Annotated in this window: 18 protein-coding genes and 1 pseudogene; 8 read left to right on the forward strand and 11 right to left on the reverse strand. The window is 64.1% G+C overall.

Translation table 11 applies throughout. The features are described 5' to 3' along the window. Positions 1-154: 154 nt before the first annotated feature. Complete coding sequence (kdsA, locus tag ACFSCT_RS15915) at positions 155-1,000, forward strand: 3-deoxy-8-phosphooctulonate synthase (protein ID WP_379144340.1); 846 nt, start codon at positions 155-157, stop codon at positions 998-1,000. A 117-nt stretch (positions 1,001-1,117) separates the two neighbouring features. On the opposite strand, the gene ACFSCT_RS15920 is transcribed toward kdsA, so the two are convergent. Further along, positions 1,118-2,716, reverse strand: coding sequence for a phosphoenolpyruvate carboxykinase (locus ACFSCT_RS15920; RefSeq protein ID WP_379144341.1), 1,599 nt, complete (start codon positions 2,714-2,716; stop codon positions 1,118-1,120). 188 nt (positions 2,717-2,904) lie between these two features. Between ACFSCT_RS15920 and ACFSCT_RS15925 the strand changes: the two genes are divergently transcribed. The 6 genes and pseudogenes from ACFSCT_RS15925 (at position 2,905) to ACFSCT_RS15950 (ending at position 6,419) form a co-directional block, all read left to right on the forward strand. Continuing rightward, positions 2,905-3,489 carry an HPr kinase/phosphorylase gene (locus ACFSCT_RS15925; protein ID WP_379144342.1) on the forward strand — a complete coding sequence of 195 codons (585 nt, stop codon included), beginning with the start codon at positions 2,905-2,907 and terminating at the stop codon, positions 3,487-3,489. Positions 3,490-3,522: 33 nt separating this feature from the next. Next, a complete protein-coding gene (rapZ, locus tag ACFSCT_RS15930) occupies positions 3,523-4,494 on the forward strand; it encodes an RNase adapter RapZ (RefSeq protein WP_379144343.1) in 972 nt (323 codons plus the stop codon). Between the two features lie 28 nt (positions 4,495-4,522). Continuing rightward, positions 4,523-4,912 (forward strand): annotated as a pseudogene (locus ACFSCT_RS15935) (PTS sugar transporter subunit IIA); the annotation flags it as partial. A gap of 89 nt (positions 4,913-5,001) precedes the next feature. Then, on the forward strand, positions 5,002-5,280 hold the full coding sequence (locus ACFSCT_RS15940) for an HPr family phosphocarrier protein (RefSeq protein WP_379144344.1): 279 nt from the start codon (positions 5,002-5,004) through the stop codon (positions 5,278-5,280). A gap of 10 nt (positions 5,281-5,290) precedes the next feature. Then, positions 5,291-5,914: a TetR/AcrR family transcriptional regulator gene (locus tag ACFSCT_RS15945; protein WP_379144346.1), complete on the forward strand. Its 624-nt coding sequence runs from the start codon at positions 5,291-5,293 to the stop codon at positions 5,912-5,914. 100 nt (positions 5,915-6,014) lie between these two features. Further along, on the forward strand, positions 6,015-6,419 hold the full coding sequence (locus ACFSCT_RS15950) for a DUF2852 domain-containing protein (protein WP_379144348.1): 405 nt from the start codon (positions 6,015-6,017) through the stop codon (positions 6,417-6,419). 44 nt (positions 6,420-6,463) lie between these two features. On the opposite strand, the gene ACFSCT_RS15955 is transcribed toward ACFSCT_RS15950, so the two are convergent. The 7 genes from ACFSCT_RS15955 to ACFSCT_RS15985 form a co-directional block, all read right to left on the reverse strand. Further along, positions 6,464-7,339, reverse strand: a complete 876-nt coding sequence (locus ACFSCT_RS15955; RefSeq protein WP_379144349.1) for a 3-hydroxybutyryl-CoA dehydrogenase — start codon at positions 7,337-7,339, stop codon at positions 6,464-6,466. A 254-nt stretch (positions 7,340-7,593) separates the two neighbouring features. Then, complete coding sequence (locus tag ACFSCT_RS15960; protein ID WP_379144350.1) at positions 7,594-8,520, reverse strand: electron transfer flavoprotein subunit alpha/FixB family protein; 927 nt, start codon at positions 8,518-8,520, stop codon at positions 7,594-7,596. Further along, complete coding sequence (locus tag ACFSCT_RS15965; RefSeq protein WP_379144351.1) at positions 8,520-9,278, reverse strand: electron transfer flavoprotein subunit beta/FixA family protein; 759 nt, start codon at positions 9,276-9,278, stop codon at positions 8,520-8,522. Before ACFSCT_RS15965 ends, ACFSCT_RS15960 begins: the two co-directional genes overlap by 1 nt. Before the next feature lie 124 nt (positions 9,279-9,402). After that, complete coding sequence (locus tag ACFSCT_RS15970; RefSeq protein WP_379144353.1) at positions 9,403-9,975, reverse strand: cob(I)yrinic acid a,c-diamide adenosyltransferase; 573 nt, start codon at positions 9,973-9,975, stop codon at positions 9,403-9,405. Beyond that, a complete protein-coding gene (locus ACFSCT_RS15975; protein WP_379144414.1) occupies positions 9,975-10,175 on the reverse strand; it encodes a twin transmembrane helix small protein in 201 nt (66 codons plus the stop codon). Before ACFSCT_RS15975 ends, ACFSCT_RS15970 begins: the two co-directional genes overlap by 1 nt. 33 nt (positions 10,176-10,208) lie before the next feature. Next, positions 10,209-11,039 (reverse strand): SDR family NAD(P)-dependent oxidoreductase, encoded by an 831-nt coding sequence (locus tag ACFSCT_RS15980; protein WP_379144356.1) that lies wholly within the window; start codon positions 11,037-11,039, stop codon positions 10,209-10,211. Then, positions 11,036-11,629 (reverse strand): SH3 domain-containing protein, encoded by a 594-nt coding sequence (locus ACFSCT_RS15985; RefSeq protein ID WP_379144357.1) that lies wholly within the window; start codon positions 11,627-11,629, stop codon positions 11,036-11,038. Before ACFSCT_RS15985 ends, ACFSCT_RS15980 begins: the two co-directional genes overlap by 4 nt. A 184-nt stretch (positions 11,630-11,813) precedes the next feature. Here ACFSCT_RS15985 and parC point away from each other — a divergent pair, with 184 nt between their 5' ends. Then, positions 11,814-14,063, forward strand: a complete 2,250-nt coding sequence (parC, locus tag ACFSCT_RS15990; protein ID WP_379144359.1) for a DNA topoisomerase IV subunit A — start codon at positions 11,814-11,816, stop codon at positions 14,061-14,063. 93 nt (positions 14,064-14,156) lie between these two features. Here the strand turns inward: parC and ACFSCT_RS15995 are convergent, their stop codons facing one another. From ACFSCT_RS15995 to ACFSCT_RS16005, 3 genes are all read right to left on the reverse strand, one after another. Continuing rightward, positions 14,157-14,741 (reverse strand): cytochrome b/b6 domain-containing protein, encoded by a 585-nt coding sequence (locus ACFSCT_RS15995; protein WP_379144360.1) that lies wholly within the window; start codon positions 14,739-14,741, stop codon positions 14,157-14,159. Beyond that, positions 14,741-15,208, reverse strand: a complete 468-nt coding sequence (locus ACFSCT_RS16000) for a c-type cytochrome (RefSeq protein ID WP_379144362.1) — start codon at positions 15,206-15,208, stop codon at positions 14,741-14,743. The genes ACFSCT_RS15995 and ACFSCT_RS16000 overlap by 1 nt, the downstream gene beginning before the upstream one ends. Positions 15,209-15,467: 259 nt before the next feature. After that, positions 15,468-16,406, reverse strand: coding sequence for a tellurite resistance TerB family protein (locus tag ACFSCT_RS16005; RefSeq protein WP_379144363.1), 939 nt, complete (start codon positions 16,404-16,406; stop codon positions 15,468-15,470). Positions 16,407-16,696 lie beyond the last annotated feature (290 nt).

Here is a 16,696-nt window from a genome sequence, read left to right on the forward strand (position 1 = left end):
TTCAACCATATCACATCGCGGGGGATTTTTGCGGGGACGCGGAAAAAAAGCCGACGTCCCGAAACCGTACCGATCAGTCCGGCCCGGCCACGCCGCCGTTGCCTGTCCCGGGCAGCCGCGATACCCCTTGGCAAGGTCACGGAAAGGGGCATTCATGAAAACTGTCAAAGTCGGGGCGCTGTCGATCGCCAATGATCGGCCAATGACGCTGATCGGCGGCATCAATGTCATCGAATCCCGGGATCTGGCCCTGCGCGTCGCGGAAGAGTTCGTCAGGATCACGGGCGAGCTTGGCATGCCCTATATCTTCAAGGGCTCGTTCGACAAGGCGAACCGTTCCTCGATCCACTCTTATCGGGGGCCGGGTCTTGATGCTGGTCTCAAGGTCCTGCGCGAGGTGCGTGAGACCTTCGGCATTCCCGTCATTACCGACATCCACGAGCCGGCGCAGGCCGCCCCGGTCGCCGAAGTCTGTGATATCTTGCAGATCCCGGCTTTTCTGGCGCGGCAGACCGACCTTATCGCGGCGGCGGCTGCGACCGGTGCGGTCATCAACGTGAAAAAGCCCCAGTTCATGAGCCCCGGGCAGGTTCGCAATCTTGTCGAAAAGCTGCACGAATGCGGCAATGACCAGATTATGCTGTGCGAGCGTGGATCATGTTTCGGTTACGACAACCTTGTCGTCGATATGCTGGGCATCGGGGTGATGCGGGGTGCCAGCGGTGATGCGCCGATCATCTTTGACGTGACGCACGCCCTTCAGATCCGGGATGCCGCTGCCGGCGCGTCCGGCGGCCGGCGCAGTCAGGTGGCCGAGCTTGGCCGCGCCGGGTTGGCTGTCGGGCTGGCGGGGCTGTTTCTGGAAACCCATCCCGACCCCGATCAGGCCAGATGCGACGGGCCAAGCGCCCTGCCTCTGGATCAGTTGCGCCCTTTCCTGATGCAGATGAAAGCCGTCGACGATCTGGTCAAAAGCCTGCCCAAGCTGGACATCCGATAAGCCGGACCGCCGGGGCCGGCCAGTCGCCACGGATCAAAGACGACCGGCGTGGCTTGGCAGCACGCCATAAAAAAGGAGCGGCCCAAACGGCCGCCCCTGATGCTGATAGCGGAACGCTCAGCCGATCGCGGCGGCGCGCACGTCGTCGTCGATGTGGTCGGCGTATTGTGCAAAGTTCTCGCTGAACATCTGCACCAGCTTTTTCGCCTGCGCGTCATAGGCCGCACCATCGGCCCAGGTCTTGCGCGGGTCCAGCAGCCGGTCGTCGACACCGGGGACCGACACCGGCACCTCGAAGCCGAAATTCGGATCCTTGCGGAACTGCACGTTGTTCAGCGAGCCGTCCAGCGCCGCCGTCAGCAGCGCGCGGGTCGCCTTGATCGGCATGCGCGTGCCGGTGCCGAAGGCGCCGCCGGTCCAGCCCGTGTTGACCAGCCAGCAATCGGCCCCGCTTGCCGCGATCCGCGCCTGAAGCAGTTTGCCGTATTCCTCCGGACGGCGGGGCATGAAGGGCGCGCCGAAGCAGGTCGAGAAGGTCGGCGTCGGTTCGGTCACGCCACGCTCGGTCCCGGGGGTTTTCGAGGTGAAGCCGGACAGGAAGTGATACATCGCCTGTGCCGGCGTCAGCCGTGCGATCGGCGGCAGCACACCGAAGGCGTCGCAGGTCAGCATGATGACGTTGCGCGGCTCGCCGCCCAGCGAATCCGCCGATGCGTTCGAGATCGCGTCCAGCGGATAGGCGCAGCGCATGTTTTCGGTGATCGAGCTGTCCTCGAAATCCAGCTCCATCGTGTCGGGGTCAAAGACCATGTTCTCGATCACGGTGCCGAAACGGGTGGTGGTGGCATAGATCTCGGGTTCGGCCTCGGCCGACAGGTTGATCGTCTTGGCGTAGCAGCCGCCCTCAAAGTTGAACGTGCCCCGGTCGGACCAGCCATGTTCGTCATCGCCGATCAGTATCCGCGACGGGTCGGCGGACAGCGTGGTCTTGCCGGTGCCCGACAGCCCGAAGAAGATTGCCACGTCGTTGCTGTCGCCACGGGCATGGTTGGCCGAGCAGTGCATCGGCATCACGCCGCTTTCGGGCAGGATGTAGTTCAGCAGCGTGAAGACCGACTTCTTGTTCTCGCCGGCATATTCGGTGCCGCCGATCAGGATCAGCTTGCGGTCGAAGTTCATGGCGATCACCGTGTCGGTGCGGGTGCCGTGCCGCGCCGGATCGGCCTTGAAGCTGGGGCAGTTGATGATCGTATAATCGGCGGTGAAATCGGCAAGCTCGGCGCGTTCTGGGCGGCGCAGCAGATGGCGGATGAACAGGCCGTGCCAGGCCAGTTCGGTCACCAGCCGCACGTCAAGCCGCAGCGCGGGATCGGCGCCGGCGTAAAGATCCTGCACGAAATAGTCGCGCCCCTTCATGTGTTCCAGCATGTCCGCATAAAGCTGGTCGAAAGCGGCGGGCTCCATCGGGCGGTTGTTTTCCCACCAGATTTGCGGATCGACCGTGGGCGTGCGGACGATATGTTTATCCTTGGGCGAGCGGCCGGTATAGATGCCGGTGGTGACCAGCACCGCGCCCCCCTTGCCCAGCTTGCCCTCGCCGCGAGCGATCGCAGCTTCGACCAGCGCCGGTTCGGTGAGATTATAGTAGACCTGACCAAGCCCGGTGATGCCCTGATCCTCAACGGTGAACTTGGGATTTACGTTACCGATAGTCATGCGCGCTGCCTCCTGCCTCGATTTGCTGCCTGACCCGCCTATAACATGACAGAAAAGCGAAGATAGACGCCTGCGCGCCGCGCTAGCGCAAACATAAAATGTTAGCGCCGAAAGCGATAATAATATTCCGTGTGAACGGTTTATTAAGTTGGGTGAGGGCATGATGCCACGGATGGATGATTCGTAGTATGGCAGATATCGGGGGCGATGCGATCAGCGCAGAAAACCGGCTGGACGTGCCCGACAGCGGCATCGTTCACGCCACCGCCGTCGACTGGCGGGGCAGGGGGGCGCTGATTCTGGGCCCCTCGGGGTCGGGCAAGTCGACGCTTGCGCTGTGGCTGATGGCATGGGGCGCGCGGCTGGTTTCCGATGATGGGGTGATGTTGCGCCGTGACGGCACGGCGATGGGGGACACGACGGGTGACAAGCGCGGTGAAACGGGCGGTGACAGCGGGGGGGACAACTGCGAGGATAAGGCCGAGAATGGTTTTTTACCGGGGGGAAAGGACGATGGACGGATCGTCATGACCGCGCCCGGGTCCATTGCCGGACGGATCGAGGCGCGGGGCCTTGGCCTGCTCGCGGCGAAGGCGGCGGCCGAATCCGTCCTTGTGCTGGTCGTTGACCTGTCGCGCGCCGAACCGGACCGGTTGCCGCCGCAGCGCAGAATCGTGGTGTTGGGGCAACGATATCCCCTTGTTCTTGGTGCGGGAAACGACCATCTTGCACCTGCATTGCTTCAGATGCTGCGATGCGGCAGGGTTGCGTGACGCACCCGAGGGGGAATCAGGACCAGCCAATCCATGCACGGAACGGAACGCCCGACCCAGGAACAGCCGCCGGCCCTTGCACGCAGACGTGCCGAGGAGGGGCAGCGGGTCGTTCTGGTGACCGGCCCGTCCGGGGCGGGGCGGTCGACCGCGATCCGGGTGCTGGAGGATCTGGGTTACGAGGCCATCGACAACCTGCCGATACGCCTTGTCCCGCGCCTGCTTGAGGGTGAGGCGCAGCCGGGTCCGCTCGCGCTGGGGCTGGATGTCCGCAACCGCGACTTTTCGGCGTCGGCCCTGATCGAGCTTATCGACCGGATGACCCGCCACCCCGGTGTGGCGGTCGAGGTGCTTTATCTGGATTGCAGCTCGGACCAGCTTGTCCGGCGCTATAACGAGACCCGCCGCCGCCATCCGCTTGCCCCGCACGAGAACCCGATCCTCGGGATCGAGGCGGAACGCGATCTGCTGGCGCCGATCCGGGTGCGCGCCGATATGCTGGTCGATACGACCGGGCTTTCGCCGCATGATCTTCGGGCGGAATTGGCGCGGGTCTATGATCTGGATCCGGCCGGGCGGTTGTCGGTCTCGGTGCAAAGCTTTTCCTACAAGCGCGGCGTGCCGCGCGGCATCGACGTGATGTTCGACTGCCGGTTTCTGGATAATCCGCACTGGCAACCCGAATTGCGCGCGCTGGACGGCCGCGACAGCCGGGTCGCGAATTACGTTGCGAAAGATGAGCGATTCGCACCCTTCCTGAATCGGGTACTCGACCTTATCTTGTTTACGCTGCCGGCCCATCTTGCCGAAGGTAAGACACATCTTGCCATCGGCTTCGGGTGTACCGGCGGGCAACACCGATCTGTCACAATGGCGGAAAAAGTGGCAGATTCGCTTGCGCAGGCAGGCTGGCAGGTGTCTAAACGACATAGAGAACTTGAAAGACGTAGCGCTGGTACGCCGTCCGTTCCAGCAGATGCGGCAACTGACCGTGGAGCAAATTGAAAGCCATGTCTCTGAATAGAGGCTGCCATTGATTGGAATCGTTATCGTCGCGCACGGCGGTCTGGCGCGTGAATATCTTTCGGCGGTCGAGCATGTCGTCGGCCCACAGCCCGGCATCCGGGCCGTGACGATTGAGGAAGACCACGACCGTACGCGTAAGCAAGCCGAAATATGTTCCGCGGCGGATGCCGTGGACGAAGGTGACGGCGTGGTCGTCGTGACCGATCTGTTCGGCGGCTCGCCCTCGAACCTCTCGCTCTTGGCCTGCGCGGTGCGCAACCGGACCATCCTTTACGGCGCCAATCTTCCGATGCTGGTAAAGCTGGCCAAGTCGCGCCACATGCCGGTGGACGATGCCGTCGAGCATGCCAAGGACGCCGGCCGCAAATACATCAACAGCTATCATGTCGAAGAAGACGAGGCCCGGGCAAGTTCCGGGCCCAAACGTTCCGCGCAACCCGTTGCCGCGCGTCCGTTGGCGGCTGTCGCGCCCAGGAAAACCGCCGTTTGAACGCCCCGGTCGTACAGGAACTGCGGATCATCAACGAAAAGGGCCTGCACGCACGGGCCTCGGCGAAATTTGTCGAAACGGTCGAGAAATTCGACGCCGAGGCGACGGTTGAAAAGGACGGCATGGCCGTATCGGGCGATTCCATCATGGGCTTGCTGATGCTGGCGGCGGCGCGCGGCTCGTCGATCCGGGTATCGGTGAACGGACCTCAGGCGCAGGAACTGTCCGAGGCGCTGCGCGCGCTGTTGGCGGATTACTTCGGCGAAGGCATGTGATCCGGCGGCGATGGCAGAGGAATCCGGCCGTCAAAGCTATCATCACGGCAGGCTGCGGCAGGCGCTGGTCGATGCGACCGCGCGGCTGATCGAAGAAATGGGCCCGCGCGCCTTCACGCTGGCCGAGGCTGCGCGGCAGGTCGGCGTATCTCCGGCCGCGCCATACCGGCATTTTCGGGGCCGCGATGATCTGGTGGATGAGGTCGCGCGGCAGGGGTATCTGGAATTCGCCGACCGGTTGGAAAAGGCGTTCGACGGCGGCCGGCCCAGCCCGCTTTCGGCCTTTCTGCGCATGGGCCGGGCCTATCTGGATTTCGCCCGCGAACGCCCCGGCTTTTACATCGCGATGTTCGAATCCGGCATATCGGTCGCCGGCAATCCCGAACTGTCTCTGGCCGCCGACCGGGCCGAAAGCATGCTTCTGAAGGCCGCCGAGCAACTGTTTCTGCGCGTCCCGCCCGATCGTCGCCCGCCGGCGCGGATGGTCGCCAATCACATCTGGGCGATGAGCCATGGCGTGGTCGAACTGTTCGGGCGCGGCAAACCCGGCGGCCGGGCGCCGTTTTCGGCCGAGGAAATGCTGGAAAGCGCCGCGATCATCTATCTGCGCGGGCTGGGCATCGTTCCCGAGTAAATCTCCCCTCCGAACGAATATTTTCGCCGTGGACACTTGACCGTGGGGCCGCGCTGCCCAATTATGTGAATGTGATTAACATTCACATCAGGAGCAACGGATGCAAAGCACCTACTATACTGACTATGACCGACGGCCGGGCTTTGGCCGGCAAGTCGCGAATACCGCCGCCTATGCGCGCGACTGGCTGGACCGGCGCGGCAAAGTCGGTTGGATCGGCGCGATAATCGTTGGTTTCTTTATCGCCCCACCCGTGGGTGTGGCCCTGCTTGTCTATACGATTTGGAGCAAACGCATGTTCAGAGGCTGTAGCCACCGCCGTGACCGGATGCAGTTCCGCAACTTCGACGCGACCGGCAACTCGGCTTTCGACGCCTACCGCGAGGAAACGCTGAAGCGGCTGGAAGAGGAACGCGATGAATTCCTGACCTTCCTGACCCGGCTGCGCGAAGCCAAGGACAAGGCCGAATTCGATCAGTTCATGAACGAACGCCGCGCAAGCTGATAACATGGCCGGGGGCCCCAAGGGTTCCCGGCCAAGCCTTGGGATCAGCGGGTCGGAACCGGGGTTTCACCGCGATAGTCGTAAAAGCCGCGACCGGTCTTGCGACCCAGCCATCCGGCCTCGACATATTTCGTCAGCAGCGGGCAGGGGCGATATTTGGTATCGGCCAGCCCTTCATGCAGGACGTTCATGATCGCCAGACAGGTATCCAGCCCGATGAAATCGGCAAGCTCCAGCGGACCCATGGGATGGTTGGTCCCAAGCTTCATGGCGCTGTCGATCGACTGGACGTTCCCGACACCTTCGTAAAGCGTATAGACCGCCTCATTGATCATCGGCATCAGGATGCGGTTGACGATGAACGCCGGGAAATCCTCGGCGCTGGCGGCGGTCTTGCCGATGCGCTCGACGACGTCCAGCAGCGTCTGATAGGTTTCGTCATCGGTGGCGATGCCACGGATAAGCTCGACCAGCTGCATGACCGGAACCGGGTTCATGAAATGGAACCCCATGAATTTTTCCGGCCGGTCGGTGCGGCTGGCCAGCCGCGTGATCGAGATCGACGAGGTGTTCGAGGTCAGGATCGTGTTCGGCTTCAGATGCGGCAGCAGGTCCTCGAAAATGGCCTGTTTGACGGTTTCACGCTCGGTCGCGGCCTCGATGATCAGGTCGGTCTGACCCAGATCGGCAAGGTTCAGCGTGGTCTTGATCCGCCCCATGGCCGCCTTGCGGTCGTCCTCGGAGATCTTGCCCCGGCTCGCCTGACGTTCAAGGTTCTTGTCGATCAGCGTGACGGCATTGTCCAGCGCGTCCTGACTGATGTCGCTGATCAGGACGTCGTAACCGGCCAGCGCGAATACATGCGCGATACCGTTGCCCATCTGCCCGGCGCCGACCACGCCCACTGAATTGATCGCCATCCGTACAAATCCCCGTTCGCAATTCCGCGCGACGATAGGGGTGTGCCGAAGGGGGATCAATGGAAATCAACCGGCCTTTCTTACCCCCGACAGAAAAGGCGCGACCTCAGCCGCGCCCGGTTTCTTTCTTGCCTAAATATCCCGGGGTGAATTGGCCGGCACGGCCAAGAGGGGCAGCGCCCCTCCGTCTGTTTTTCAACGACAAACGAAAGGGCCGCACCGATTGCCCGGGGATTGCGCCCCGGGCAAGGGCCTTACAGCTTTTCGGTCAGTTCCGGCACCACGGTGAACAGGTCACCGACAAGGCCGTAATCCGCGATCTGAAAGATCGGGGCTTCTTCGTCCTTGTTGATCGCGACGATGACTTTCGAATCCTTCATGCCCGCCAGATGCTGGATTGCGCCCGAGATGCCGACGGCGACGTAAAGCTCGGGTGCCACCACCTTGCCGGTCTGGCCGACCTGCCAGTCGTTCGGCGCATAGCCCGAATCGACCGCGGCCCGCGATGCGCCGACGGCGGCGCCCAGCTTGTCGGCCAGCTTCTCGATGATCGCGAAGTTTTCTTTGGACGCCACACCGCGCCCGCCCGAGACCACGCGCCCGGCCGAGGTCAGTTCGGGCCGGTCCGAGGCCGCAACCTCGTCCGCGACCCATGACGACAGCCCCGGATCCGCGGCGGCGGCCTGATCGGTCACCGTGGCCGCGCCGCCATCGCCCGCTGCGTCAAAGCTGGCGGTGCGGATGGTCAGGACTTTCTTGGGGTCGCGCGACTTGACCGTCTGGATCGCGTTGCCGGCGTAGACCGGCCGTTCAAACGTGTCGGCGGCAACGACCTTGGACACATCCGGGATCACCATCACGTCCAGAAGTGCTGCGACGCGCGGCATGACGTTCTTGGCATCGGTGGTCGAAGGCGCCACGATGTGATCATAGTCACCCGCCAGCGACACCAGCAGCGCGGCGGTCGGTTCCGCCAGACGGTGGCCGTAAAGCGCATCCTCGGCAACCAGCACCTTGGCCACGCCCGCGATCTTCGCGGCTTCGGCACCGGCGTCCTTGGCGTGGGCGCCGGCGCAAAGCACCGTCACCTCGCCCAGTTCCTTGACCGCATTCACGGCCTTGGCGGTCGCGTCGCGGTTCAACTCGCCGTCGGTGACCTCTCCCAGCAGCAGAACAGCCATCAGATAACCCCCGCTTCTTTCAGTTTCGTGACCAGTTCATCGACCGAGGCCACCTTGATGCCGGCCTTGCGGCCCTCAGGCTCGCGGGTCGAGACGATTTCCAGACGCGGACTGACATCGACGCCGTAATCGGCGGCGGTCTTTTCCTCCAGCGGCTTTTTCTTGGCCTTCATGATGTTCGGCAGCGAAGCATAGCGCGGCTCGTTCAGGCGCAGGTCGGCGGTGACGATCGCCGGCAGCTTGACGCTGATCGTCTGCAATCCGCCGTCAACCTCGCGCGTGACCTTCGCCGCATCGCCGTCGATCTCAAGCTTGCTGGCGAAAGCGGCCTGACCCCAGCCGAGAAGTGCGGCCAGCATCTGGCCGGTGGCGTTCATGTCGTTATCGATGGCCTGCTTGCCCGCGATCACCAGCCCCGGCTGTTCGGCCTCGACGACCTTGGCGAGGATCTTGGCCACGGCCAGCGGCTCGATGTCCTGCTGCACGTCATCGGCGGCCACCACCAGAATGGCCCGGTCGGCCCCCATGGCCAGCGCGGTGCGCAGGGTTTCGGCGGCCTGCTTGACGCCGACCGAAACCACGATCACTTCCTCGGCGGCGCCTTTTTCCTTCAGTCGGATCGCCTCTTCCACGGCGATTTCGTCAAACGGGTTCATCGACATCTTGACGTTCGCCAGATCGACACCCGATCCATCCGCCTTCACGCGCGCCTTCACGTTATAGTCGATAACCCGCTTTACCGGCACGAGTACCTTCATCGGCATCTCTCCCTAGATTGCGTCGTCGTTCTCCGCGGTGTTGTTAGCCTTGGGCAGGGTCCAGATTCCAGCGCAAAAACGACAAAACCGGCGGCCGAACGTCGCGTTTCGAAGCTGTCATGCGCTAACGGCCCGCACCCGGCACCCAAAGCACATCCGCCGCCCCTGCATCGTTCGCGACACGGGCGGCAACGAACAGCCAGTCGGACAGCCGGTTCAGATACCGAAGCGCGGCCGGATTGACGCCGGAGCCGCCGGCAAGCGTGATGGCGCGGCGTTCGGCCCGGCGGGCGACGGTGCGCGACACATGCAGATGCGCGGCCAGCGCCGCACCCCCGGGCAGCACAAAACTGCGCAACGGCTGCAAAAGTGCGTTCATCGCGTCGATTTCCGCTTCCAGCCTGTCGATCTGGCTGTCGGCAATGCGCAGCACCGGATAGGGGGCGCTCGCGTCGCCGGCCATATCCGGGCGGGACAGATCGGCGCCCAGATCGAAAAGATCGTTCTGGATGGTGCCGAGCTGTTCCGCCATCACCCCCGCGGCATGCAGCCGACACAGGCCCAGAGTCGCGTTCAGCTCATCCACGGTGCCATAGGCCTCGACCCGGGCGTCGTCCTTGGGCACGCGCGCACCGTCGGACAGCGCCGTGGTGCCGTCATCCCCGGTTCGCGTGTAGATCCGGTTCAGAACGACCATCAGCCACGGCGCATCCAGATGAACACCATGATCGCGACAATCGCCACGGCCTGCATGATGATGCGCCAGCGCATGATGCGGTTGGCATTGCGGCGGTTGAATTCACCACCGCGCGCAAAGCTGCCAAGGCCGAACATCAGCACGACGACCACCGCCAGCACCGCGACGACGACAAGAAAGAAAAGAGGATCGCTGCGCAGCATGTGGGACCTTTCGCGGGGAAGGCCACAACCCTACGCCTGCCGGGCCAGCCAGTCCAGCGCCCTTGTCGGCAATATCCTGCGCGCCGCGCCCATAAACCAGGTCGGCGTGGTCACGAAATAGCGCCGGCTGGGGTTGCGGCTTTCCAACGCATGGATCAGCCGGCGGGTCACGGCATCGGCGGGAAGCTCGAACCGGTCCGGGCCCTGTGATTCGTAAAGCCGGCGCAGCAGGCTGTCGCGGTACTGATCAGCGCGCGCCGAGTTCTGCCAGTCGATCCAGCGTTCAAAATGCGGGATTGAATTCTGCCGGATTTTTGAGGTGATCGGCCCGGGCTCGATCAGGATCACCCTGATGCCGGTGCCCTCCATCTCCAGCCGCAACACGTCGCTTAGCCCTTCGAGCGCGAATTTGGTCGATACATAGGCGCCGCGCCAGCGGATGCCGACCAGTCCCAGCACCGACGAGATATTCACGATGCGCCCGGTTCCCGCCGCCCGCATCGCCGGGATGACGGCGCGGGTCAGGTCGTGGGTGCCGAAAAGGTTCGTCTCGAATATCTCGCGCAGGGCGTCGCGCGGCAGATCCTCGACCGCGCCCGGAACCGCGAATGCGGCATTGTTGACCAGGGCGTCAATTTTTCCGTCGGTCAGCGCCAGCGCCTGCCGCGCGCCCTCGGCGACACTTGCCGGATCCGAGATGTCCAGCGGGAAACTGTCCATGCCCTCGGCGCGGCGGGCGGCGACGTCCGCCGTTGCCCGGCAGGTGGCGATCACCCGCCAACCGCGCGCGTGCAGGCCGCGCGCGGCATCCAGCCCGATACCGGACGAACATCCGGTGATGAGAACCGTTTTCTGCGTCAAGGTGCGTTTGCCGACAGGTATTGCGATGAGGCGTATCCCGTCGCACCGCTAACCGGATCCTGTACCTGCGTCCAGCCGTCGCTTGACGGGCCAAGCGGGGTTACTGCCGTCCCCTGCGGCAATCGCGTCACGACGTCCGCCCCGCCATCGGGACCAGAGCGGAGGTTCAGGTTGTTCGCGGTGACATAAAGCGCCTCGGCATCGGCCGGCGCCGCGGCCGCAACCGTGGCCGGGGTGGCTGTGGAGGATGGCGCCCCGGGCGTAGGTCCGCCACCGTATTCGGGCGAGGGGACCAGCGGCGGTCCGGCGAAATTCGGTCTTGGCCGGGTGGCGGCGGCCGGCGCGGGTGCGGGATCGGCGGCCTCGGCGGTGCTCCCTTCGATCAACGCCCGTTCCGCAGCCGGGCCTGACTCGGGCGCGGCCGCATCGGCAGGGGACGGGTCCGCAGCCGGTGGCGCGACGGCGTCGACGATGGGGGCGGGCGCCGGCGTGGCGATCTCGGGGCGATAGCGGCTGCCGCTTCCGAAAATTGCCATTGCGGCCAACATGATGGCCAATGTGGCCAGGATGAGGATCGGCAGACGCAGCATGCATTCGTCCCACGTTTTGGTGACTGCACAGTGAACGCAGCCCTGCGATGGCGGTTCCGTCGAAGCCGCGTCGCGCGATGCCGATCCGGCCAAGCCGTTGATATGCCGCCCGGAAAAACGCGGCAGCTCAAAAGGTGCCAAAATCGTGCTGGACCGGCGCAGGCGCTGCGCCTAGAACCGGGCCATGTCAGACGAACCGCCCCATAATCCGCCCGACGCGCCCGACCCCGCCAAGGGGCCGCAGGATCAGACCCTTTCCGAGCCGCTTTCGCGCGCCATCGGCGAGCGTTATCTGACCTATGCGCTGTCCACGATCATGAACCGCGCGCTGCCGGATGCCCGTGACGGGCTGAAGCCGGTGCATCGGCGGATCCTTTACGCGATGCGTGAACTGCGGCTTTCGCCGACCGGGGGTTTTCGCAAATCGGCCAAGATTTCGGGCGATGTGATGGGGAACTACCACCCCCATGGCGACGCCGCGATCTACGATGCCATGGCGCGTCTGGCCCAGCCTTTTGTGATGCGCTATCCGCTGGTCGACGGGCAAGGCAATTTCGGCAATATCGATGGCGATAACCCGGCCGCCAGCCGCTATACCGAGGCGCGCCTGACCAGTGCCGCCGAGGCGCTTATGGAGGGGCTGGCCGAAAACGCGGTCGATTTCCGGCCGAATTACGACGGCACGCTGACCGAACCCGAAGTGCTGCCGGCCGCTTTCCCGAACCTGCTGGCCAACGGCGCCTCGGGGATCGCGGTCGGGATGGCCACCAACATCCCGCCCCATAACCTGCACGAGCTGATCGACGCCTGCCTGCATCTGATCGACAGCCCGAATGCGCGCGACGACACGCTGGTGTCGATCGTGCCGGGACCGGATTTTCCGACCGGCGGCATTCTGGTCGAAAGCGCCGAATCCATCGCCGAGGCCTATCGCACCGGACGCGGCAGTTTCCGGCTGCGGGCACGGTGGGCGGTCGAGGATCTGGGGCGCGGCACCTGGCAGATCGTCGTCACCGAAATCCCCTATCAGGTGCAGAAATCGCGCCTGATCGAGCGTCTGGCCGAGTTGATCGACCAGAAGAAGGTGCCGATTCTGGCCGATGTCCGCGACGAATCCGCCGAAGACATCCGCATCGTGCTGGAGCCGCGCACCCGCGCCGTCGACCCCGAGGCGCTGATGGGGGCGCTTTACCGCAACTCGGACCTTGAAACCCGGTTCAGTCTGAACATGAACGTGCTGATCGACGGCCGGGTGCCCAAGGTCTGTTCGCTCAAGGAAGTGCTGCGGGCGTTTCTGGATCACCGGCGCGAGGTGCTGCTGCGCCGCGCCAACTATCGGCTTGACCGCATCGCCGCGCGGCTGGAGGTGCTGGAGGGCTATATCATCGCCTTCCTGAACCTCGACCGGGTGATCGAGATCATCCGGCACGAGGATGACCCCAAGGCGGTCATGATGGCCGAGTTCAAGCTGACCGAGGTACAGGTCGAGGCGATCCTGAACATGCGCCTGCGCGCCTTGCGCAAGCTGGAAGAGATGGAACTACGGACCGAGCGCGACAACCTGCTGGCCGAGCGCGAGGGGCTGACCGCCATGCTGGCGGACGAACGCAGCCAGTGGAAGCGCATCGCCGAACAGTTGCGCGAGGTCCGGGCGACCTTCGGCAAATCCGCCCCCGGCGGTCAGCGCCGAACCACGATCGCCGAGGCCGCCGAAGCCCCCGTCATCGACTATGACGCGATGATCGAACGCGAGCCGGTGACGGTGATCCTGTCCAAGATGGGCTGGATCCGGGCGATGAAGGGGCATCAGCCGCTGGATGCCGAACTGAAATTCAAGGACGGCGACGGCCCGGGCTTTGCGCTTCATGCCGAGACCACCGACAAGCTGATGATCATGGGCTCGAACGGGCGGTTCTATACCCTGTCGGTCGCAAATCTTCCGGGCGGGCGGGGCATGGGCGAACCGCTGCGCCTGATGATCGACCTGCCGAACGAGGCCGAAGCGGTGACCGTGTTCCCGTGGCGCGCCGATACCCGCTGGCTGGTCGCCTCGACCGAGGGGGACGGATTTATCGTCAAGGCCGACGACATGCTGGGGCAGACCCGCTCGGGCAAGCAGGTGCTGAATGGCACGGCGCTGCTGTGCCGGCCGATCGCGGGCGATCACGTGGTGACCGTCGGCAAGAACCGCAAGATGCTGGTGTTCCCGCTGGACGAGTTGCCCGAGATGGCGCGCGGCAAGGGCGTGCGGTTGCAGAAGTTCAAGGATGGCGGCCTTTCGGACGCGACCCTGATCACGCTGGCGGCCGGTCTGTCATGGCTGGATCCCGCCGGCAGGACCCGGACGGAAACCGATCTGAGCGAATGGCTGGGCAAGCGGGCCACCGCCGGGCGCATGGCGCCGCGCGGCTTTCCACGCGACAACAAGTTCTGACGCGGCGGCGCGGTGGCGGATTTGCGGTCCGGGATTTGCGGGCGGGGATTTGCAGGCAGGGATTGCGGGGGGCGATTTGCGGGCGGCGGTGGCTTAGCGCCGCCGCACCTGTTTCCAGCCGGTGATCATCGGGCGGATCAGATCCTCGCGCTTCCAGATGCGGTAGAACAAAATGATCCCGATATGCAGCAGCACAAGGATCAGCACCAGCGTGCCGCCCAGATGGTGCAGCCCGACGGCCTTTTTGCTGGTCGCGCGGCTGACCATATCGGCCAGCGGTCCCACGTTGATATAATCCTCGGGGTCCGAGATCAGCCCGGTTCCGACCTGAAAGGCCAGCACCGCCAGCATCGCGATCACCGACAACGCGCCCAGCGGGTTGTGACCGCTCCAATAGCTCGGCTCGCGCCGGAAGAAGTGGCGAAGGTATCCGCCGACCGCCCCTGGCCCGCGCAGGAAATGCGCGAACCGGGCCTCGGGCGGCCCGACGAAGCCCCAGATGACGCGAAACACCAAGAGGGCAAGGATCGTATAGCCCAGCCAGAAATGCAGCTTCATCGAGTTGGGTCCGTACTGGCCCAAAAGCCAGTTGGCGATGACCAGTGTCGCCAGAGTCCAGTGAAATATCCGCAGAAGCGGATCCCAGACCCTGACGGTCTGTGTCCCCTGATCCGCCATTACTCGGGTTTGCGGAAGGTGTCGTGGCACGCCTTGCAGGTGGCGCCGAGCTTTTGCACCACCGGACCTACCGCCTCTTGCCCGCCCTTCACGGCCTCACCCGCACCGGCGGCGGCGTTGGTGAAATCGGCAAAGCGGGTGGTGAAGGTGGCGTTGTCCTTCCATACCGCCGGCAAGGCCGCGGTGTCATCCGGCAGATCGTCGGTGGAGGTGCCTTCAAGGAACAGACCCGGCAGCGCATAACGGCTCAGCGCCTCGATGTTGGCGCCGGCGGTGGCGGCGGCGGCCTCATCATAGGGCGTATCGCCTTTGGCCATGCCAGCCAAAACCCCCATGTTGATGCCGAGCATCTCCATAAAGCCCTGACGCGCCTCGAGGGCGGTTTCGGCGGCATCATCCTGCGCCAACAGGGGAAGCGGGCTCAGCAGGGCAGCGATCGCAAAGGCGGTGGTGGGAAGCAGTCTCATCTCCGTCTCCTTCGGTAGGGTGGGGTCGGGGTAAGCAGTGATAAAGCGATAAGTGGTATGCTGCGATGGATTTTTCTTTCGCGCAAGCGACGGTTTTCTGTCACCCGGCTGACTGAGCGGAAAGTGATCACGGATTTCGATACCGTGAGCGAATCCACCGGGCGCCCGAAGCCGGAACGAAAAAATAACCGGCCTGATCATATGATTAAGCCGGTTATCTCGAAATTACATCAGCATTGTGAACGCTGCGCGCCGTAGGTCAGGCGTAAAGGTTCTGCACCCCGACCTGAGTATGGATCGCGTTCACTTCCTGCTGGTTAAGGCCCATCGCCTGCGCCAGATCGTTCAGATATTGCGCCTCGGCCTTGCTGTCGAAATCAATCGCCATCAGTGACATCATATAGACCTGCTGCTCCAGCCCCGGCGGCACTTCGCGCGCCAGCGCCTGAACGTCCACCGGCGCCTGCATCTGTTCGCGGATGAAGGCGCGTTCCTTGTCGTCCAGATCGCCGACTTCGCCCATCAGACGCTGCTTTTCGCCTTCGTCGATCTTGCCGTCCGACTTCGCGGCCTGAATCATCGCCTTCAGCATCAGCCCGGCGACGGCATTCTGTTCGGGGGTCGGGGCGACGCTGGGTTCGTCCTGCTTTTGCAGCGAGTCGTTGAACACCTCGCCGAACGAGCGGTTGTTCTCGGGCTGCGAATCCTTGGCGGCAAGGTTGTTGCCCAGAAGGCCGCCCAGCAATCCGCCAAGACCACCCGCTGCCGCACCCGTCGCGGCCGCGCCGCCGGTGCCGCCAAGAATGGCATCAAGGATGTTGCCGGAGCCTTGCGATTGCGCCTGCGCACTGCGGTTGCGCGCCGATTGCGAACCGGAAAGCTGGTCCAATGCGCCGCCAAGACCGCCCGAGGCACCGCCGTTCGGCGAATAGGTGCCGCCATAGGAACTGCCGCTGCCGGCCCCTTGGCCCGCGCGGGTCTGGGTTCCGCCGCCCAGCACTTGCCCAAGGATATCGCCCAGACCGCCGCCGCCGCTGCGGGTCGAGCCGGCTTGCTGTCCTTGCGGACCGAAGAGATCGCCCAGGATCCCGCCGCCCGTGGTGCGGTTGCTTTGCTGCCCGCGGCGCATCATCGCCCCGACGCCTTTGGCCACCATGACCCCGGCGGCCACACGGGCCAAGGTCTTCATCAAGCTCATAACTTCCTCCGATTGACTTACGCCCGCTGATCGGCAGCAGGGCAAAATGCTGATCGAAAACGCTTTTTGAAGGGCATTGGTTCCACCCTTCGGGATAAGCGCCAACTTAACCCCGCAAGAGGCCATGCCGCCCTTGATTTTTCTCGAATCAGCTTTTAAGTCGCGGCGGATGCAAGAACCGGGGCTGCTGCCCAAGCCCTTACCGGGCACCCCGTCGATCAGGAGGCCACTCATGGCAAAGGCAAAGTTTGAACGGACGAAACCGCACGTCAACATCGGCACGATTGGCC

Source organism: Paracoccus pacificus (assembly GCF_042680785.1).
Classification (GTDB): Bacteria; Pseudomonadota; Alphaproteobacteria; order Rhodobacterales; family Rhodobacteraceae; genus Paracoccus; species Paracoccus pacificus.

Bases quoted from the DNA above. Each gene is read 5' to 3' on its own strand.
- ACFSCT_RS16005 (WP_379144363.1), bottom strand. From the start codon at position 16,406: ATGAGCTTGATGAAGACCTTGGCCCGTGTGGCCGCCGGGGTCATGGTG.
- ACFSCT_RS15970 (WP_379144353.1), bottom strand. From the start codon at position 9,975: ATGGTCGTTCTGAACCGGATCTACACGCGAACCGGGGATGACGGCACC.
- ACFSCT_RS15965 (WP_379144351.1), bottom strand. From the start codon at position 9,278: ATGAAGGTACTCGTGCCGGTAAAGCGGGTTATCGACTATAACGTGAAG.
- parC (WP_379144359.1), top strand. From the start codon at position 11,814: ATGTCAGACGAACCGCCCCATAATCCGCCCGACGCGCCCGACCCCGCC.
- ACFSCT_RS15925 (WP_379144342.1), top strand. From the start codon at position 2,905: ATGGCAGATATCGGGGGCGATGCGATCAGCGCAGAAAACCGGCTGGAC.
- ACFSCT_RS15945 (WP_379144346.1), top strand. From the start codon at position 5,291: ATGGCAGAGGAATCCGGCCGTCAAAGCTATCATCACGGCAGGCTGCGG.
- kdsA (WP_379144340.1), top strand. From the start codon at position 155: ATGAAAACTGTCAAAGTCGGGGCGCTGTCGATCGCCAATGATCGGCCA.
- ACFSCT_RS15995 (WP_379144360.1), bottom strand. From the start codon at position 14,741: ATGGCGGATCAGGGGACACAGACCGTCAGGGTCTGGGATCCGCTTCTG.
- ACFSCT_RS15955 (WP_379144349.1), bottom strand. From the start codon at position 7,339: ATGGCGATCAATTCAGTGGGCGTGGTCGGCGCCGGGCAGATGGGCAAC.
- ACFSCT_RS15985 (WP_379144357.1), bottom strand. From the start codon at position 11,629: ATGCTGCGTCTGCCGATCCTCATCCTGGCCACATTGGCCATCATGTTG.
- rapZ (WP_379144343.1), top strand. From the start codon at position 3,523: ATGCACGGAACGGAACGCCCGACCCAGGAACAGCCGCCGGCCCTTGCA.
- ACFSCT_RS15960 (WP_379144350.1), bottom strand. From the start codon at position 8,520: ATGGCTGTTCTGCTGCTGGGAGAGGTCACCGACGGCGAGTTGAACCGC.
- ACFSCT_RS16000 (WP_379144362.1), bottom strand. From the start codon at position 15,208: ATGAGACTGCTTCCCACCACCGCCTTTGCGATCGCTGCCCTGCTGAGC.
- ACFSCT_RS15950 (WP_379144348.1), top strand. From the start codon at position 6,015: ATGCAAAGCACCTACTATACTGACTATGACCGACGGCCGGGCTTTGGC.
- ACFSCT_RS15920 (WP_379144341.1), bottom strand. From the start codon at position 2,716: ATGACTATCGGTAACGTAAATCCCAAGTTCACCGTTGAGGATCAGGGC.